At 71.5% G+C, this 19,034-nt stretch carries 9 protein-coding genes and 1 pseudogene; 2 read left to right on the forward strand and 8 right to left on the reverse strand.

Going from position 1 to position 19,034, the window contains the following annotated elements:
* Positions 1-178 precede the first annotated feature (178 nt).
* Positions 179-3,913, reverse strand: coding sequence for a thrombospondin type 3 repeat-containing protein (locus DEFCA_RS24540; protein WP_169709572.1), 3,735 nt, complete (start codon positions 3,911-3,913; stop codon positions 179-181).
* Entirely contained in the window at positions 3,910-5,250 is a 1,341-nt protein-coding gene (locus DEFCA_RS0112300) for a HEAT repeat domain-containing protein (RefSeq protein WP_025323322.1), read from the reverse strand. Before DEFCA_RS0112300 ends, DEFCA_RS24540 begins: the two co-directional genes overlap by 4 nt.
* A 264-nt stretch (positions 5,251-5,514) precedes the next feature.
* On the opposite strand from DEFCA_RS0112300, the gene DEFCA_RS0112305 reads away from it, so the two are divergent.
* Entirely contained in the window at positions 5,515-5,952 is a 438-nt protein-coding gene (locus tag DEFCA_RS0112305) for a UPF0158 family protein (protein ID WP_025323323.1), read from the forward strand.
* A 94-nt stretch (positions 5,953-6,046) separates the two neighbouring features.
* Positions 6,047-6,190, forward strand: a pseudogene (locus DEFCA_RS24545) (Txe/YoeB family addiction module toxin); the annotation flags it as partial.
* A 259-nt stretch (positions 6,191-6,449) separates the two neighbouring features.
* Here DEFCA_RS24545 and DEFCA_RS0112310 read toward each other — a convergent pair.
* The 6 genes from DEFCA_RS0112310 to DEFCA_RS24275 form a co-directional block, all read right to left on the reverse strand.
* On the reverse strand, positions 6,450-7,085 hold the full coding sequence (locus tag DEFCA_RS0112310; RefSeq protein WP_025323324.1) for a LysE family translocator: 636 nt from the start codon (positions 7,083-7,085) through the stop codon (positions 6,450-6,452).
* Positions 7,086-7,316: 231 nt separating this feature from the next.
* Entirely contained in the window at positions 7,317-7,679 is a 363-nt protein-coding gene (locus DEFCA_RS20790; protein WP_025323325.1) for a putative toxin-antitoxin system toxin component, PIN family, read from the reverse strand.
* Between the two features lie 74 nt (positions 7,680-7,753).
* Complete coding sequence (locus tag DEFCA_RS0112320; protein WP_025323326.1) at positions 7,754-8,599, reverse strand: hypothetical protein; 846 nt, start codon at positions 8,597-8,599, stop codon at positions 7,754-7,756.
* Between the two features lie 311 nt (positions 8,600-8,910).
* Positions 8,911-12,402: a clostripain-related cysteine peptidase gene (locus DEFCA_RS0112325; protein WP_025323327.1), complete on the reverse strand. Its 3,492-nt coding sequence runs from the start codon at positions 12,400-12,402 to the stop codon at positions 8,911-8,913.
* A gap of 52 nt (positions 12,403-12,454) precedes the next feature.
* The gene (locus DEFCA_RS0112330) at positions 12,455-13,201 is read right to left on the reverse strand and encodes a carboxypeptidase-like regulatory domain-containing protein (protein ID WP_025323328.1); all 747 of its coding nucleotides are present in this window, start codon (positions 13,199-13,201) and stop codon (positions 12,455-12,457) included.
* A gap of 69 nt (positions 13,202-13,270) precedes the next feature.
* Entirely contained in the window at positions 13,271-19,018 is a 5,748-nt protein-coding gene (locus DEFCA_RS24275) for a choice-of-anchor Q domain-containing protein (RefSeq protein ID WP_025323329.1), read from the reverse strand.
* Positions 19,019-19,034 lie beyond the last annotated feature (16 nt).

The raw sequence follows: 19,034 nt of genomic DNA on the forward strand, positions 1-19,034 counted from the left end.
CCGTTGGGACGAGGGGCAGCCGGGCGCACGGGCCCACATCGGTAGGAGCCTGCTCCCGCAGGCCATCCCGGGCAGCAGGCCCGGCCGGCTCGGCGGTCAGCGTTTTGGCCCTCCAGGGTCGGCATTAGGCAACTACGCAGCAGCGTTATCCCCTCTCCGGGTCCGGGTGGCATCCCCCTCACCACCCCAGCACCCGCAGGAAGCACCCGCCGCCCCCGCCTCCGCTCCCAGGCGGGGTGGCGCCGTCGGCGTCCGCGGGTTCGGTCCCGGTGTCCTGGCCACCGGTGGGCGGCGGGGTTTCGGTTCCGCCGTCCGGTTGACCCTCTCCGGCCCCGGGCGGGGTGGCGCCGTCGGCGTCCCGCGATGACCCGGACGCCTCGAAGACCACCGCGCGGCCCGTGGCCGTGGACGCGAGCACCACCGAGCCCATCCCGTCGCCGTCCAGGTCCGGACCCGGTTGCACCTCGCCGCCCAGGGCCGCACCGGCCTGGTCCCCGGCCACAAAGGCCACGGCTGCCCCGCCCGAGGGATCGAGCAGGTAGGCGCCGCCCGCGTCTTCCAGGCCCCCGGGGTCGGCGCCGGGCGCGCCCACCAGGAGCAGGACCCCGCCCCCTGGAAGCTCCAGCCGGGCCACCGCGGTCCCGAAGCCCTCGCCGGGCTGGCCCCGGGCCTCCCAGACCTCCTGGCCCGAGGCGCCGTCCAGGAGCACGGCCCGGCCGGCCGCTGTGTCGGCATCGGCCGCGATCCGGCCCAGGCCGGCCGGGGAACTGGCCGGGGCACCCACGATGAGTTCTGCGGCGCCGTCGCCGTTCAGGTCGCCGGCGCTTGCCAGCGCGGCGCCGAACCGCTCGCCGGCCTTTCGGCCCTGGGCCAGCACCGCCAGGTCCCCGCCGGAGGGGGAGATGCGGTACACCGCGCCCGGACCCTGGTCCGGGGCGCCCACGGCCAGGTCCTCGCCCAGAAGGGCGAGCGCGCTTCCGAACCCGTCACCGGCGGTCCCGGGGCTCCAGCTTGCCGCCACCTCGCCGTCCTGGATGCGGTGCACGGCGCCCGCGACCTGGCCGCCCCCCGGGGCCCCGGCCCACAGCGCATCGCCGTCCCACAGGAGCCTCTCTCCCAGTCGGCCGCCCGCCACGGCGCCCTCCACCCGGCCGATCTCGGAGCCGTCCTTGCCGGAAACGAACACCACGGCGCCCGCGTCCTGGAGGAACCCGCCCGGGTCAAACCCCGGGGCGCCCACGGCCAGGTCGGGCGTGCCGTCCCCGTCCAGGTCGGCCACGGGCACGGCCGAGCCGCCGAAGCCGTCGCCGGGCCCGAACCCCAGGTCTGCGCCCCGAACGCTCCACAGGCCCTGGAGGTTCGTGCCGACCAGGTGCACGGTCCCGGCGGCCGGGTCCCGGAACAGCAACCCGGGCCGGCCGGCCGGATCCCCCGGGTCGGGCAGGGCCGGTCCTGCGGCCGGCGGCACGTACAGCCCCCGGAAGCCCCCCAGGGCCTGGAACACCTCGTGGGCCGCCTCGATCCTCTCGGGCACCGAGCGTTCCGGGTTGGTGGGGTCCACGTCGAACCAGTCGGGCGCACCGTCGCCGTCGGAGTCCGGATCGCACACGTCCCCCAGGCCGTCGCCGTCCAGGTCCTCCTGGAGGGGGTTTTCGTCCAGGGGGCAGTTGTCTTCCGGGTCCGACGCGCCGTCGCCGTCGGAATCGCCGGAACAAGGGTTGAGTCCGAGGGCCCACTCCTCTTGGTTGGTGAGCCCGTCGTGATCGCGGTCGCTGTCCGGTCCGGCGAACCCGTCGGGCCACGTGGGATCGAAACACCCCCAACGCTCCCGCATCTCCACCTCGAAACGGTCGGACCCGCCGTCCCGGTCCGTGTCCTCCGAGCAGGGGTTGGTGCGGTACCTCTTTTCCTCGCCGTCGTCCAGGCCGTCGTCTTCGGAGTCCGGGTTCGTGGGGTCCAGGCAACGGTACGGGAGGGAATCGCCCCTGCGATCCAGGGCCCAGTCCACCTCCTCCCGGCTGGTGAGCCCGTCGCCGTCCGGGTCGTCGTCCGGACCGTCCAGGATGAAAAGCGACAGGGGAACCCGCCAGGTCTCGGTTCTCGGAACGCTCGGGGGGTCCTCATAGGTCCCCAGGAGAAAGGTCACCGTGGCCTCGGTCTCCACGGTGGTGGCCCAGCCCGAGGGCATGGCGTTGGGCTCCAGGGTGAACCGCACGGCCTGCAAGGCGCCCACTTGGAGGTCCCCAGAGTCGGGAGAGACCCCGAGCCAAGGGGGTGCGTCCTCGGCCCAGGCCACCTCAAAGCCCGCGCCGTATCGCCGTTCGGCGTAGGTGGGCAGGTCGTCCACCTCCATGGTGGGGAGCGCCGTTAGGTTGGTCACGGCAACGTTCAGGCTGAGGGCGTTGAAGGTGGTCGAGGCCCGGCGGCCCGGATCCAGGCCCCACCGGGCGTACGACCACGAGGCCCGAAGCGACTGGGTCCGGGCGTCCGGGTCGAAGTCGCTGCGCACCGCGAACAGGGGCGGCCTCGGGCCCCCCGGCCCCTGGGGCGCGGGCTCCACCAGCGAACGGTTTCCGGGTGGCTCGAGATCTTCGTAAGGGACGATGCCGACGGCGTTCAGGATGGAGTCCAAACCGGGCTGGCCCCGGCCCAGGCTGTCGCTGCCCATGCGCTCGGTCCAGGCCAGGTAGAAGTCCGTGAGGTCCGGGGCGTCGGCCACAAAGGCGTACGGCCCGGTGGGGTCCAGTTCCCTGTCGAAGATCTGGAGGATGGTGCGGTGGCCGTCGATGGCCGGGCCGTCCACGGTGTCCCAGGCGTCCGGTCCCGAGCCCAGCCCGTCGGTCAGGTCCCACAGGGTCGCCAGGATGTTCCCCTCCACCGAGATCCACCGCTCCTCGTCCCCGGTGTCCCGCCAGGTGATGCTGGTGCAGGGGGTCTCCGGCGAGGGGCCGCCCAGGATGCTTCGGGTGCGCACCGTGCTGAGCTCGGGGTTTTGGTCGATCAGGTACAGGGCCGCGTAGGTGGGGAACGCCTCGGAAAAGGCGAACTCCGGGTCGTTCCACTCGCCCGTGTCGATCTCGCGGCACGTCGAGTGGCTTCCGTCGTGGCCGTCCCAGGTGCTGATCTCGTACTGGAGGTGGTGGAAGTACTCGTGGATCACCGTCTCGTCCACATACCCGAAGTCCAGCCCGCTCGACGCGGCGCTGGAACAGGTGAGCACCAGGTCGCTGAAGTAATGGTTCCAGGCGGTGTCACAGTACTCCACGTCCACCTGGCCGATGGTGTCGTCCTCGGCCGGGTCCCGGTTGTCCTCCATGTGGCTCCAGGTGATCTGGATCGTCTCGTTGATGTTGAGGGCGGCCGCGAACGAGACCGGTATGTCCACCGATCCGCCCCACACGCACTCGCCCACCGTGACCGTGGTCCACTCGGCCGGCACGTTGATCCGCCCCAGATCCACCTGCCCGCCCGCCAGGAGATCGCGCAGGTCCACCTCGGCCAGCTTCCGGCGAAGCCGCTCGTTGGTGCAGTCGGTGTCGGCCCACACGCGCATCCACCGGTTGTCCACCTCGGCCACCACCCGGCCGATCCAGTCCTCGTCCCCGGCGGCCGCGAGGGGGTCCACGGTGAACGCGAATCGGCCGTAGCGGTCGGTGTAGCCCCGGCCGGCCACGATCTCAGACCCCATGTAGTCGACCGAGGGGTCGAACACCACCTCGATCTTCACGTAGCGGGCCGGCACCCAGCGCTCGGTGCCCGGCACCAGGCCCGGGCCCGAACCGGTGCTCTGCACGTCGCCGTCCTGGTAGTACAGGGTGCCGGTCACCAGGACCCTGGCCTGGGCCGGCCCGGCGAGCAGGCCCGCGGCCCCCAGGAACCCCCACAGCCCCACTGCCCATCGCCGTGTCCTCATTGCGCGCTACCTCCCTGGATCAGGTGGTCCGCGGGCTCCTCCACCTGGGGCTCGCTCACCGACGCCGTGCCCTGGTCAAGGTCCACGTAGACCGGCACCCGGTACGTGGCGATGTCCACCGGACCGTTGTTCACCCGTACGATCACATCGAACGACGTCTGCCTGGGCTGGATCTCCTTGTCGTCGCCCTCCGGGCTCGGCGCCCACACCCCTGTGGCACGGTACAGGCCGGTGAGCGTCACGGTCTCGCCGGCATCCACCGAGCCGCTGAACGCGGCCGATCCGGCCCCCGGGCGCAGGGAAAGCCCTTTGCCGCCGGTGAGCCGGGCCTGTACGCTCTTGCGCGCCACGGGCCAGGTGACCTTCACGATCACCTCGAACGGCTGGTCGGCGCTCACCGGTTCCTGGGGAGGCACCACCTGGATCTCGGGGGGGTCGGGCATGGGGAACGCCCGGCGCAGCGCCCACACGGCCTGGTGCGCAGCCATGCGCAGGTAGGGGTCGCTGGTGTTCTGGCCCACCCGGGCGAGGGTCTCGATGGCTTCGGGGTCGGCCAGTTCGACCAGGGCCAGGGCGGCCCGCTCGCGCACGTAAGGGTCCAGGTCCGGGTCGGCGGCGGCCCGGCGCAGGGCCTCGGCCGCGGCCGGGCTCGGCTGAAGCAAGGCCTGCTCGATGGCGGCCACCTGGGCGTCCGGATCGGCCTGGGAGGGGTCCAGGGCTGCGGACAGGTCCTGCGCGGCCCCTTCGTCCGGGCCCGGCTCGAACATCACGTCGTCGATCACCGGGGTCTTCCCCTGGGGGAGTTCCAGTTGGGCCCACCGGATCACGGGTTTGTCGGCCTGCACCCCGATGAAGGCAGCTCCCGCGCCGGCGGGCTCGGACCACTGGAACCCGGTGGTGAACGTGGGCAGGTAGGGATCGCCCGCGGGCGGCGTGTACACCGCCGTGTACACCTCCCGGCCGGCGCTGTCGTAGGTTCGCAGGAGCACCGCGTCGTTGGGGCCGAGCGGGCCGAGAACGTACAGCCCCACCCGCTGCACCCCGTGCTCGAAGCGGAGGACCACGGTTTGGGCCCCCTCCGCCACGGCCACGTGGGGGGGCGACACGGCTTGGAGGTTCATGCCGGCCGGGTCCCGAACGGCCAGGGGGGTGCCGTTCCCGGTCGCCAGGACCAGCCCGTGGAGCCGGTACTGGACGTCCAGGTCCTGCCCGGGGACGAGCCCGTCGAACCCGGCCACCACGGCCTCCTCGGAGAACGCGCTCCGCTCGGCCCACCCGGCGGACCAGGCCGGCGTTGCGGCAAGGCCCGCGAGGATCACGGCCCAGAGCGCTTTCATGTGCCAAGAAAGATTGGATCGCTTCGGACTGAGGGGGGTTGGCATGGCGTTTCCCTCCTGGTGCCGGGGAGGGGGGGGATGGAACTCCTACGGATTCCTGACAATACTAGTATAGTCAGGAATTATCATGCCTGATTCGTCTCCCCTGTCAACACTGCGGCCGGTTTTCCGCGGGCGGGGGTCTGCCGTTCCCCCTTTTTTCGCTGTCGTCACGTCCCCCGTTACGACGGAAAACCCCCGTCATCTCAAGGGCGGAGGGATGCCATGGGCGTGAGGTTTGAAGACCTTTTCGAGGCGTTCGCGTTCGTCACAGGAGGTGGGTTCGTCGAACACCGGGCGTTCGTCCACCGGGAGTCCGGGGAGGTCCTGTTCTGGAGCGACGACCTCGAATGGTTCGACGACGATCCTCCCGAGGGCGTCGAGTACCCCGACGACCTGGGGCCGGAGTGGATCGAGGTGCCCGATCCGGGCCATCTGGACCTCGGCCGAGCGCTGGTCCGGCGGTTCGTGGAGGCCCACATCCCGGACGAGGCCCGCACCGTGGAGGGGTTCTTCCGGCGGAAGGGAGCCTACCGTCGGTTCAAGGACTTCCTGTACGACCGCGGCCTTCTGGAGACCTGGTACCGGTTCGAGGAGGAGGCGCAAAGGAGCGCCCTTCGGCAGTGGGCAAAAGACGAGGGGCTCACCCTCGTCGAGGAGTGAGCCGCCCCGCCCCCCTTGAGCGGTCTTCCCGCGGTCGTTCAGGGAGCGGGTGGGGGACCGGGCAACTTGTTGCTCGCCCAACGTGTAGGCGCAACCTCCCCAGGGGCTGGGAAAGCCCGAACCCCTGAAATACCTCGATCCCAACGTCTGGTCCCGTCGGATCACCCAGGAACACCGCCTGGTGTACCGCGTAACCGCGGACCGCGTGGACTTCCTCCAAGCCCGATACCACTACTGACCCGGGCCGCCAGACTGCCGTGGATCGTGAGACGTAAATCGTTGTCGGGGACCGTTGGGACGAGGGGCAGCCGGGCGCGCGGGCCCACATCGGTAGGAGCCTGCTCCCGCAGGCGATCCCGGGCAGCAGGCCCGGCCGGCTCGGCGGTCAGCGTTTAGCCCTCCCGGCTCGGCATTAGGCAACTACGCAGCAGGGCCTCCCGTGGAGTACGTGTTCACCCAGTGACGACGGCCGCCGTCCCGGTGATCCGGAGGCGCCCTCACGCGCTCTCCGTCAGCGCGAGCCGGACACCGAGCCCCAGCAGGACCGACCCCAGCAGCCGGTCTAGCCACACCGAGGCCCTCCGGTTCCGCCGGAACAGGGCGGTCGCCCGGGCCGCCACCAGGACGACCCCGAACTCCACCACCACGGCCACCAGGATCACCAGGACACCGAGCAGCAGGAGCTGGCCGGTGGGGTTGCCCAGCTCGGGCCGGACGAACTGGGGCAGGAACGCCATGAAGAAAACCGCCACCTTGGGGTTCAGGATGTCCACCAGGGCCCCCTGCTTGAACGCGCCCCACGGCGTGGTCCGGACCGCCTCCGGTGTCGGCGCGTCGAACGCGGTGCCCTTGGACCGCAGGTGCCCGATCCCCAGCCAGGTCAGGTACGCCGCGCCCGCGAATTTGACGACCGTGAAGGCCGCCGCAGAGGTCGCGATGATCGTGGAGACGCCGAACGCCGTCGCGAGCACGTGCACCAGGGCGCCGGTGCACACCCCCAGGGACGACGCCACCCCCACCCGCCGCCCCCGGGCGACCGTGTTCGACACGATGTGGACCAGATCCGGGCCCGGCGACAGGTTGATCGCCAGGGCCGCGGAGAAAAAGACCATCCAGTAGGCGCCCGCTTCCATCGGATCCCGTCCCGGGTTTCAGGGTTGAACAGCCGGTCACTCGGCCGGCCGTTTGTACCCGCTGGGACCAACCGGGTCAAGCGCCCTCGCCCCGCCGGACCAAGCCAGAGACCAGGTTGGACACCGCTTGACCGGACGCAACCGAAAGATCGCGGTGCCCTCGACGACTCGCGCCCGGACCGCCCCGGCATCGTCGCTCCCCTCCCCCCACCCTCCCGTACGTGGTTCCCATCAGGGTGTCAACACGTGCTCTTGGAACCATTTGGGCGAGACGATGCGAAGATCGTCGATGCGCGACAGCGCCAGCAGATCGCGATCCCCTGTGACAAGATGGTCGGCCCCGGCCATCACGGCATGAGCCACGAGGTAGTCGTCCTTCGGATCCCGAACCACCGCAGGGATCGGCTTGGAGATCTCCGGAAGCATCTCCCCGACCTCTCGGAGGATATCGAGGAGCTCCTCCATGTCCTCCGTGCGAATCCGCTCCGCAAGATACGCCTTGCCTTCCACGCACCCAACGATTTCCTCGAGCAGGCCGGTGGGCACGAGCGAGGCGAATCGCCCGAGGATCCCCGCCCGCACAATCGCACCCACCGGGCCCTTCCGGCCCGGCCTCGTCGGGGAGCAAGCCGGGCCGCCGATGGGAACGAACCACGCGAGCCCGGCGCTTACGGCCGGGCGTTTTTGGCGTAGAGCTGGCCGTCGAAGTAGTACATGGTGCCCAGGAAGACCCGACCGTTCTCCCGGTGGACCACGTACGAGATCTCGTTCCGGCCTCCGCCGGCATAGGTGAGCACGAGCTCTCCCTCCTCCAGGGTTCCCCGAACCTCCCACCGGCCCGACGCGGCTGCCGTGCCCAGGGCGCTGCCGGCGTCGTTGGAGTAGCCGGTCTCGCCGCCCATCACGAAGGTGCCGTCCGCCCGCAGGGCCACCGTGCTCTCCCGGGTGGAGTAGCTGCTCGGGATGCCGCTCTTCTCGTAGTGCCACCACACCCCCACGAACCGGGCCGCCAGGGAGCGGTCCGGCGCCAGGAACCGCAGGGACCGGACCACCTGCTCCACCGCCTCCCGGTGCGACGGGCCGTAGGCGTCGGCCGAGGTGACGGCGAGCACGGCCGCGCCGCCGCCCCCCTCGGGGGCGAGGACCATGGCACCCCACCCCTTCACGGCGGCGCCGTTGGAGGTCCCGGCCAGGGGACCGGCGATTCCCCGCCTACCCAGGGGCTCCACCGGCCCCGAAGGGGCGATCCGGGTGCCGCCGTCGGTGACGCCTTGGGAAAAGAGGCGCCGCAGATCGTCGGGAGTGGTGGCCTCGTGGCGGAATACCACCAGGAGCCCTGGGATCGTCGCGTGCCCCAGCACCGCCCCTTGGGGCGTCTGCCGGGCCGTCCACCCGGGCGGGGGCCGAAAGGCGAATCCGGCCGCCGGCAGGCTCACCTCGGTACCGGCCGCTCCGGAAACCTGGGCCCCAAAAAGAAGGGCCGCGACCACTCCGATCCATCGCCGAGTGCCCATGTCCGTTGCTTCTCGTGCCTCACGCCAAGGCACTAATCCCAACGAAAGTATTGCCAGACCCGTGCCCCTTCCCCTTGGGGAGTGCGGGGTGGGGGCCTGGTTCCGGCCGGGCGCGAGTGCGGCATCCGATCGCCGCGCCTTCTCATGCCGCCGCTTGTGCGTCGATCCAGGCCACGATAGCGGAACCCACGGAATCCGGAGGGGATCCGGACGTTCGGAGGGCGCGGCGAGCTAAGGGGCCGCACCCGGCGCTCCACCAGGCCCCCACCCCGCACCCTGGCAATACGTTTGCAGGTCTTAGCAACTCGAGATCACCGAGCCCGTGCGTACCGGGTGACTCCCCCCATCTCGTCCTGCAGGATCAGCTCCGCCGCCCCCAGCCGGAACCGGAACACCATGGTCGTGCCGGTGACCAGGCTCTGCGCCTCGATCGTGTCCCCCTGCACCCGGAGCACGCCCTGATCCACCGGCTGGCCGAACTCGTAGTACACCCACTGGGTGCCCTGGATCACCAGCCCCGTGCCCTCTGCCGACCGCCACACGCCGTCGAGGGACACCGCACCGGCTCCGGGTGCGGTGCCGCCCGGGCCCGGGGGCTGCCCGGCCGGCACCGATGCGGGGGCCGACCGCAGCCTGAGGGCCGGGCCGGACCGCTTCACGAACACCTGAAGCTCTCCGCTCAACAGGTCCATCGCGAGCATGACCCCCCGGCCGTTCACCTGGTCGAACACCGGATAGGTCATGGCGTAGCCGTAGTCGAACCGGGGCGAGCCCCGCTCGTCCAGCACGTACTGGCGCAGGTGGGGCAGGCCCTGGCGCTGGATCACCGTGACCACGTCGAGCCCCCGGTACAGGTCCTGCCCCCGAGGCCGGCTCACGATCTTCTTGAGCACGCCCTTCAGCCGAGGGTGGGGCCGGTAGGTCACGAACCCTCCCAGGGGCACCATCCGGCGTGCCTGGAACCACGCGTTGGGATCGATCAGCTCCCACTCCCCCTCGAGGTTCTCGGCCGTCAACTCCTCGGCGGCGGACTCCCGGTTGGCCAGCAGGTCGTCCCCCCGCTCGGCCACCCGGAAGGTATGCCGGCCGAGATTGGACCGGCCGGTGAGGGACTCCAACGCCAGCAGCACCTCGTACTGCCCCGGCGGCACCAGATCGATGGTCAAGATGGGGCCGTCCTTCCACGCCATCTCGCCCGTGGGGGTGTAGCTCACCCCTCCCCGGTCGTCCACGGTCTCCAGCAGGGGCCGGATCCGCGCATCGGGCGGCGGGTCCACCTCGGCGTACACCACGGTGCCGTCCTTGCGGGGCACCTCCACCACCACCGAGGCGGGCAACCACAGCCAGTTGTAGTACACCGTGGCGAAGAACTCCCCGTACTTGGGGTCCACGTACTGCACCGGCACGGTCATCACGTGGGCCACGTTGTTGCCGATATCGGTTTCGTCCAGGGTGACCGGGAACGCGGCCTCTCCGTTGGCGAGCAGGTGGCGGGTACCGTCGTAACGGAACCGCACGTCATGCCGACCGTCGGGGTACGTGTACACCTGAAGGAGCTCCGCCCGGCCGCGCTTGGGCACGGCGCCGCCCTCGTCGCCCGGGGATGCCTTGCGCAGCAGCGACTTGCGAAAGAGCAGGGTCCGCCCCCCGGCGTCGTCCCGTTCCCCGATCAGGGCGTAGGCATAGAGCAGATTGGTGCCCTCGAAGGTGAACTCGAATCCGTCCTGACCGAGGTGGAGCACCTCGCCCACGGGCTGATTCCGAAGCAGGCTGATCGTCCGGATGCCGCCCAGCCGGATCCGGGCCGGGTTCTCCCGCTGGGCCGCGTACAGGGCCCGGAGGGTCGGCACCCACCGGGTCTCCGTTCCGAACCGCGTCGCTAGGTAGGCGTCGTTGAGCAGGTCGGCCCGGAACGGCGCATACACCGCCACGCCGCGGCTGTTGCGGTGGCGGGAGCTGGTGCGGCTGCGGATCACCACCCGCCGGAGGGCCGCCTCGAACCCGGCGTACTCCGGCAGCGATCCCACCGCCGGGGTCAAACGGGCCAGGTTGGCGAAGGCGTTGCCGAGATCCACGCTCAGAAGCCCGTTCTTGCCCTTGCGCACGTCTCCCAACGAGGCGTAGCCCTCGGAGAAGAACAGGGTCCGGGTGAACGCCGGCCAGTTCTCGCCCAGGGTGCTCCCGATGCGGCCCAGCAGGGCGTCCAGGGCCTCCACCGTCCCGCCGACCTCCCGGAGATCCAGGGCCGACAGGGTGGTGACCGCCTCGTTGCGGGCCAGGTAGTAGGCGTCGAACGCGTCCACGATGTCGGCCGCCACCTGCCGAGGGCTCCGGCCGGGCCGGCCGAACAGGGGGAGCACCGTGTCGTAGGGCCAGCCGTCCCCGGGCTCCACGGCCTCGGAGGCCACCATCACGTCGGCCACGTCCCGAAGCTCGTAGGCGGCCTCGATCTGGGCCATCAGGCACATGTCGAACCCCACCAGGTCCAGCCGGGCCACGTCCGCGTCCCGAAGCCCGGCCTCGATGGCCCGGCGCAGCTCGGGCAGGGTCAGGTGGTCCTCCCCGCTGTCGACGCCCGGCGCCTGTTCGTCGCTGACGTGGCTCGCCCACCCGCCCCCGTGGTCCCACAGGAGCAGCGCCCGCCGTTTGGACGGAGCGAGCCCGAACCCCTTCGCGATAAACGCGCGCAGCACCGCGGGGTCGCCCATGTTCACCTCGCCCAGGTCGGCCAGCACCTTCGACTGGATCCCGGCCTCGGGCGCCCGGCGGACCCGGAGAATCCGGGCTCCGGTCCAGTCCCCCTCGGCATCGGTGTACCCTTTGGCGCGATCCAGCAGCACCAGCACCTCCACCCCCTTGGCCGGCAGGGCGCGCTCCATCTCCTCGAGGTCCTTCAGGGCGAACGGCTCCAGGTTGTTGTCGCCGTCCAGGTACACGAGCACGGTCCACTCGGCCCCGGCCGCCGGAGGAGCCTCCGGCCCCTCCGGGGCGTCGGCCGTGGGGGCCGGCGCGGACTGGGCGGCCTGCCTGGCCGGGTACACGAAGAACGGCGCCCATGCCAGCCGCTGGTCGCCCGCGTACACCTCGAATCGGTACCATCCCTGGGGCCAGCCTCCCTCCGGTCGCCCGGCCCGAAACCGGAGCAGGTTCGTTCCGGCGGACTCGATGGTCACCGTGGTCTCCCCCAACACGCCCCCGGCCGCCGCCGAGCTCCACACGCCCCGGATCCGGACACCTGGATTCAGGTTCTCGATCATGGCCAGCCCGAAGATCGTCTCGACCTCGGTGTCGAACTCGTCCGCGAACGCCTCGGGACGGCCGTTGGCCGTGAGGGCGCGGGCGAGGCCCAGGGTGGTGAACAAGGGGGGTGGGTCGCCGTCGCGGGGAGCGATCGAGAACGGGACCCGGCCGAACGCCTCTCCGTCAAGGGACAGAACCACCGCGTAGTTGCCGGGCGGCCAGGTCCGCCCTTCGGCCAAAGAGATCTGAAGGTGCGCCCGGGTGAACCCGTCGGCTTCGATGGGGATGTCGGTGGTGGCGATCACGTAGTCGGGCTCGCTCACCGCATCCACCGCCACCCACGCGCCCTTTATCGTGGTCCCTGTCTTCACGCCGTTCAGGTCCACCACCGCATGGAGTTCGCGTTGGTCTTCCGGGAACCTCTGGCCCACCCCCTTGGGCACCACGTCCTCGGTGATCCCCACCGACACGGTGCCGGACAGCAGCTCGGCCGCCCGGACCCCCGGAGCCAGGAGGTCCAGCAGAAGGCACAGCACGAAGAACGGTCGGACGAGCCGGGTCATGGGAAACGCCTCTCGCTAGCGGGTCGGTGCCCGCAGGGGGAAAGGACCCGTCTCATCGACAGGTGGTCGATTTGCGGCACAGGGTGCTGCCCTCGAACGACAGGCACCCCGGGTCGTTGATCCGGCGAAACCGGATGGTGGCCGTGTCTCCGTTGGCGTACGATACGTGGATCGTCCCCCCGCTGGCGTCGCCCGTGACCGTCCACGAGCCCGAGCCGCCGCCCCGGCTCGCGGCCCCCCACGCCATGGTCTGGTTGCCGTACTGGTCGGTGGAGGTGCCCGAGTAGCCCGACTCGGTGAACTCCCGGTACACCCCGCCCGGGCACAGGCCGATCTGGCGCTCGGTGCTGCCCGCGTAGCCCCACCACACCCCGGCGATCTGCCGGGCCAGGCGGGGGTCGTTGGGACCCGCGGGAGCTGCGCCGCCGCCGGCCGGGGCGGCCGCCGCGTAGTTCATCACCCCGCCCGGGGCGTTCAGGTCGATATCGAGCCGCAGGTCCCGGTCCACCACCGTGACCTCCCGGGTCACCTTCTCGGCCCGCACCGCGTAGGAGCCCGGCGGCAGCCCGGAGAACCCGTACTTGCCGAACATGTCGGTCTGGGCCGACGCCACCGGCCGACCCGAACGCACGTCGAACAGGGTCACCGGCACCATCGCGGCCGGCGCGGTCGGCCCGCGTCCCAGGTACCCCCACACCGAGAACCCCCGCTGCAGGTCGCCCTTGGGCGGGGCTCCCACGCACGCGGCCAGCAGCACCGCCGTCGCGGCCGCACACCACCAGGTCTTCGTGCCCATCATTCCGAGTCTCCTTCGAGGTTTCCGCCTCCGCGTCCGGGCCGCACGCATCGGCCCGTTGGAGAAGGCGGTCTACAGGAACTGCGGCTCCACCTCCACCGCCCCAATGTCGCACGCGGCCGTGCCGTCCCCGTCGCCGTCCTGGGGCCGGGACACCCCCCGCTGGTCGGTGGCGGGGCACACCCCGTCGTCCCCCGCGTCGATGGCCGGGCTGCCCCCCTGGGGGAGCAGGGTCCAGGTGGGGCCGCCGTTGTCGGCCAGGGGGCCGAGCTGGGGGTCGGTGTTCACGAGGTCGCCGGCGGCGGCAGAGCCGCAGGTGCTGCCGCTGTCGATGTTGGTGCCGTTGGAGACCACCGCCGCGCCGGTCAGGTCGCAGTCGCCCGCGGAAAAGACGGTGTTCGCCATCTCGACGTTGCCGGAGGAGGCGATGTGGCCGCCGGTCCAGGTGGACTGGTTGGCGTGGAAGGTCGTGTTCCGCAACGACAGGTCCCCGCTGTCGGTGGAGGAGATCGCCCCGCCCGCGCTGTTGGTGCCGTTGTTGACGTTGCCCGAGAAGGTCGCGTTGACGATGGTCGCCGTCCCGGCGATGAAGACACCGGCGCCGCCACCGCCGCCCCCCAGGGTGCTCTCGATCCTGTTGTTGGAGATGGTCGACCCGGTGATGGTGACCGTGCCGTCCGAGTAGATCCCGGCGCCGCTGAAGCTGAAACTGCCGACCGCTGTGCCGGTGTTCCCGTCGATCGTCGAGTCGACGACGTTCAGCACCGCGCCGGCGCCGGTACTGCTCACCCCACCCTCCAGGTTGTCGACGATCTGCGAACGGACGATGTTGATGGTGGAACCGCTCGAGCCTGTGACGGCGCGGCCGGCCTGGGTGTTCGAGATGGTGGAGTCCGTGATGTTGATGGTCGCGTTGTCGGCACCCCGGACGGCCTCGGCGTACCCGGCAGCGTTGTTGTCGAGCAGCGTGTCGGTGATGTTGATCGTCGAACCGGCCCCCCCGTAGATGGCCGCCCCGTAATGTCCGTATGCGTAGGGCATAGTGTTCCCCGACAGGGTGGATCCGGAAAGGTTCAGCGTCCCCTCCACCCGGATGGCACCGCCGTAACTACCGGTCGATGTATTGTTCGACATCGTCGTGTCGGTGACGGTGACGGTGGCCACCGGACTCCACGCGTTGATCCCCGTGCCGTCCCCCCCCGTGTTGTCCGAGATCGCGGCGTTGCGCACGGTGAGATCCCCGCCGGTCGCGATGCCGCCACCGGAACTGGCGATATCGACGTTTTGCAGGGTCAGGCCGTCGAAGGTCGTGGGCACGTCGTTCAGGACGTGGAAGATCCGGTCGTCGAACGGGGCGCTCCCGTCGATGACGGTCGTCGCCGCCCCGGCGCCCTGGATCGCGAGGTCGTCGGTGACGTCCAGATCGCCGGTGGCGCCCGCATCCTCACCGCTCCCCACGAGGGTCAGGGCGTAGGTGCCCGCCGGCAGGGTGATCGCATCCCGGCCGGCGCAGGCGTTGGTCTCCTGGATCGCGGCGCGCAGGGTGCAGTTGCCGGAAGCGTCGGCGCACACGCCATCGCCGATGTCCGCGTCCACGGCATCGCCGGTGCTGTCCACCGTCGGGTCCGCCCCCCCGTTGGCCTGCAGGCACGTGACGTCGGCCACCTGGCCCTCCACCGCGCCGATGTCGCACGCGCCGTCGGTGCGGGCCACGCCCCGCTGGTCGGTGGCGGGGCACACCCCGTCGTCCCCCGCGTCGAGGGCCGGGCTGCCGGCCAGCAGTCCCCGGGTCCGGGTCGGCCCGCCGTTGTCCGCCAGGGGGCCGAGCTTCGGGTCGGTGTTCACGAGGTCCCCGGCGGCGGCAAACCCGCAACTGTTGCGGCTGTCGATGTTGTGACCGCCGGAGGTGATGGTGCCACCGTTCGTCGAGCAGTTGGGGCCGTTGCCGTAGAGAATGGAATTCGTGAGCGAGGCAGCGGCGTTTCTCTCCGCTCGGATCCCTTCCCTGGTGTTGTTCGTGATCGTGCTGTTGGTGACCGTGGTCTGTGCCTCGTACAACAACACGCCGCGACCGGTGTTTCCAACGACCGTGCTGTTCTCGATCGTCAGGTTCGATGGGGAGTTCGAGTAATCAAATATGCCGGCGGCGTAGTAGGGCCAGCTATCCCCGACATTGTACGAAACGGTTGCGTTGACCAGTACGAGAGTGCTGTTTGCAAACGTGATCCCGCCGCCGCTCCCGGCGGAGTTGTGTGAAATCTCCGAGTCCTCGAACACGGCCGTCCCCGTCCACGTGTAGAAGCCCCCACCCAAGGACGTCGCCACGTTTCCCGTGAGGAACACCCCTCGGAAGGTCACCCGCGTGGCACCGGAAGAGACACCGCCCCCGGACCCGGAGACGTTGCCGTTCCGGATGGCCAGGTTTTCAAAGGTTGCAGCGGCGACGGTTCCCACCGAGAAGACGCGGCTGGCGGCGTTGCCGTCGACGATCGTCGAGCCCGCCCCCGCGCCGCTGACCGTCAGGTCGTCGGTGATCCCCAACCCGCCGAGGGTCAGCACGTAGGTCCCCGCGGGCACCTCGACCACGTCGGCCCCCTCGCAGGCGTTGGCCTCCTCGATCGCCGCCCGCAGGGTGCACGCCGCGGTGTCCACGTCCGCGCACAGGCCGTCGCCAGGGTTCGCATCCGAGGCGTCGCTCGTGCTGTCCACCAGGAGGTACCCGCCCAGGCAGGTGACCGACAGGACCCGCAGCGACACCTCGTCGGAGGCGGTCCCGTCCGCCACGCTGACCGCCTTGACCGTCACGGTGTCCGGGCTCGGCACCGCGGCCGGCGGGGTGTAGGTGCCGTCGGCGGCGATCGTGCCCACGGTGGCGTCGCCGCCGGCCACGTCGTTCACGTACCACTCGACGGCGGTGTCGGCATCGCCCGTCACGGTGGCGGAGAACCCGGCGGTGGAGCCGAGCTGTACCGCGGCAGGACCGGTCACGGTGACCGCGACCGCCACGTTCACCGTCACCGCAGCCGTGGCGCTCTTGGTATTGTCGGCGTTGCTGGTGGCCCGCACCGTCTCGGCGCAGTCGACGGCGGGGCTTCCCGCGGTGTAGGTGCCGTCGGCGGCCACGGTGCCGGGGTCCGTGCAGGTGGAGCCCTCCACCGTCCAGGCCACCGTGGTTTCGGCATCCCCGATGACCGCGGCGGCAAAGGCCTGGGAGCCGCCCGGGGCCACCGTGGCGCTCCCGGGGCTCACCGCCACTGCCACGGGCGCATCCACCGTGACCGTGGCGGCGGCGCTCTTGGTGTTGTCGGCGTTGCTGGTGGCGCGCACCGTCTCGGTGCAGTCGGCGGCCGGGTCGCCCGCCGTGTAGGTGCCGTCGGGGGTCACGGTGCCGGGGTCCGTGCAGGTGGAACCCTCCACCGTCCAGGTCACCGCGGTGTCCGCATCCCCGGTGACCGCGGCGGCAAAGGCGTAGGAGCCGCCCGGGGCCACCGTGGCACTCCCGGGGCTCACCGCCACTGCCACCGGCGCGTCCACCGTCACCGTGGCCGTGGCGCTCTGGGTGGGGTCCGCGTTGCTGGTGGCGCGCACCGTCTCGGCGCAGTCGTCGGCAGGGCTGCCCGCGGTGTAGGTGCCGTCTGCCGCCACGGTGCCGGGGTCGGTGCAGGTGGTGCCCACCACGGCCCAGGTGACGGAGGTGTCCGTGTCCCCGGTGACCGCGGCGGCAAAGGCGTGGGAGCCGCCCGGAGCCACCGTGGCGCTCCCGGGGCTCACCGCCACCGCCACGGGCGCGTCCACCGTCACCGCAGCCGTGGCGCTCTGGGTGGGATCGGCGTTGCTGGTGGCGCGCACCGTCTCGGTGCAGTCGGCGGCCGGGTCGCCCGCCGTGTAGGTGCCGTCGGCGGCCACGGTACCGGGGTCGGTGCAGGTGGAGCCCTCCACCGCCCAGGTCACCGTGGTGTCAGGCGAACCGGCCACCGAAGCGGAAAAGGCGGTCGTCCCCCCGGGGGCCACCGTGGCCGTGGTGGGGCTGACGACCACGACCACGCCGCTGCTCTGGAACTCGACCGCCCCCAGGTCGCACGCGCCGTCGTCCCGGGGGAACCCCCGCTGGTCGGTGGCGGGGCACGCGGCAGCGTCGCCCGCGTCGATGGCCGGGCTGCCCGCCGCCAGGGCGTGGGTCCACGTCGGCCCCCCGTTGTCGGCCAGGGCGGCCAGGAGCGGGTCCGCCGTGGTCGCGTCGCCGCAGGAACCGTCGGTGTCGAGGCTCGCCGTCACCACGAGCTGGCCGGCGTTGGCGCAGTCGCTGCCGCCCGACGAGTCGGCGACGAGGCTGTTGACCAGGGTGACCGTGCCCGCGCCCTGGGACGCGTCGTTGTCGATGCCGGCCCCCACCGATGCCGCGTTCCCGGCGACCGTGACATGGGTCAGGGTCGCGGTGGCGGCCGCGTAGTTCATGAGACCCCCGCCGGTGAGCCCGCCCTGGTTGCCGCTGATCGTCCCGTTGACCACGGTGAGGGTGCCCCCCTGGTTGTTGATGCCGCCGCCCTGCTGGGTGGCGGTGTTGCCGGAGACGGTGCTGCGCTCCAGGGTCACCTCCCCCACGTAGTTGTGGATCCCGGCGCCGTACCGGGCGGAGTTCCCGCTGACGGCCGTGTCCACGACGGTGAGCACGCCGCCCTCCCCCACCACGAGGCCGCCGCCCCCTTCCGTGGCACCGTTGTTCTCGACGACACAGCGGCTGACGGTCGCGGTTCCGCTTCCGGTGACGCTGATCCCCCCGCCGTACCGGACGTTGCCCCCGTTGCGGATCCTGAGATCCTGCAGGGTCACCGCACCGCGGAGTTCGGCGACGCGGTCGAGCCCTCCCCCGTCGATCACGGTGCTGCCGGCACCCGCTCCGGTGAGGGTCACGTCGCCGTAGATGTCCAGGTCCCCGGTGGCCGCGGCGCCCTCCCCCGCACCCGCCAGGGTCAGGGTGTACGTCCCCGCCGGCAGGACGATCTCCTGGTCCCCCGGGCACGCGTTGGCCTCCTGGACCGCGGCGCGCAGGGTGCACGCGCCCGAGGCGTCGGCGCACACGCCGTCCCCGGGGTCGGCGTCCACCGCGTCGGCCGTGCTGTCCACGGTCAGGGTCCCGCACGCGAGGGGGGGCTCGATCGTCACCCGGGCCTCCGCGTACAGGTCCGGGGCCAGGGCGCTGGCCACCCGGATCGCGACCTCGGCCGGGGTCGGGACCGCGTCGGGCGCCGTGTAGGTGCCGTCGTCGGTGATCGTGCCCACCGCGGCGTTGCCGCCCGTCACCCCGTTGACCGTCCACACCACGGCCGGGTTCTCGAACCCGGTCAGGTCCACCGCCAGGGTGGTGGTCTCCGACACCCGGAGGGCCCCCGGCGGCGGGGCGGAGAAGGTGATGGTGCCCAGCTCCTCGACGGTGATCGAGACGGTGGCCGTCTCGTTCACCCCGAGGCTCGGCAACAGGGTGGACCCCGCCATGCGGTGGGTCGTCCCCGCCCACGCGTCGGCCGAGAACAGCCGGTCCCGGCCGGCCGGGATGACGAGCACCAGGGGCGTGCCGTCCAGGGGCAGGTCGCCCGACACGGGGTCCATGCCGGGGCCGGTGCAGGTGATCTCGATCCGTTCCACGTCGTCCGGGAGGCCGGGGCCCACCGCCGGGGCGGCCCGCCCGGCCCGGGCCGTCCGGCCGAGGGACACGGTCACCCGCCCCGTCCCCGGCTCCGCGCCGGGATCCACCGGCCCGCTGCACGCGGCCAGCAGGGCCGCTGCGACCACCCCCCACGGCCAACGCCACCAGTGTCCCATGGCTCTCCCCTTCGTC

Source organism: Deferrisoma camini S3R1, from assembly GCF_000526155.1.
Lineage (GTDB): Bacteria > Desulfobacterota > Deferrisomatia > Deferrisomatales > Deferrisomataceae > Deferrisoma > Deferrisoma camini.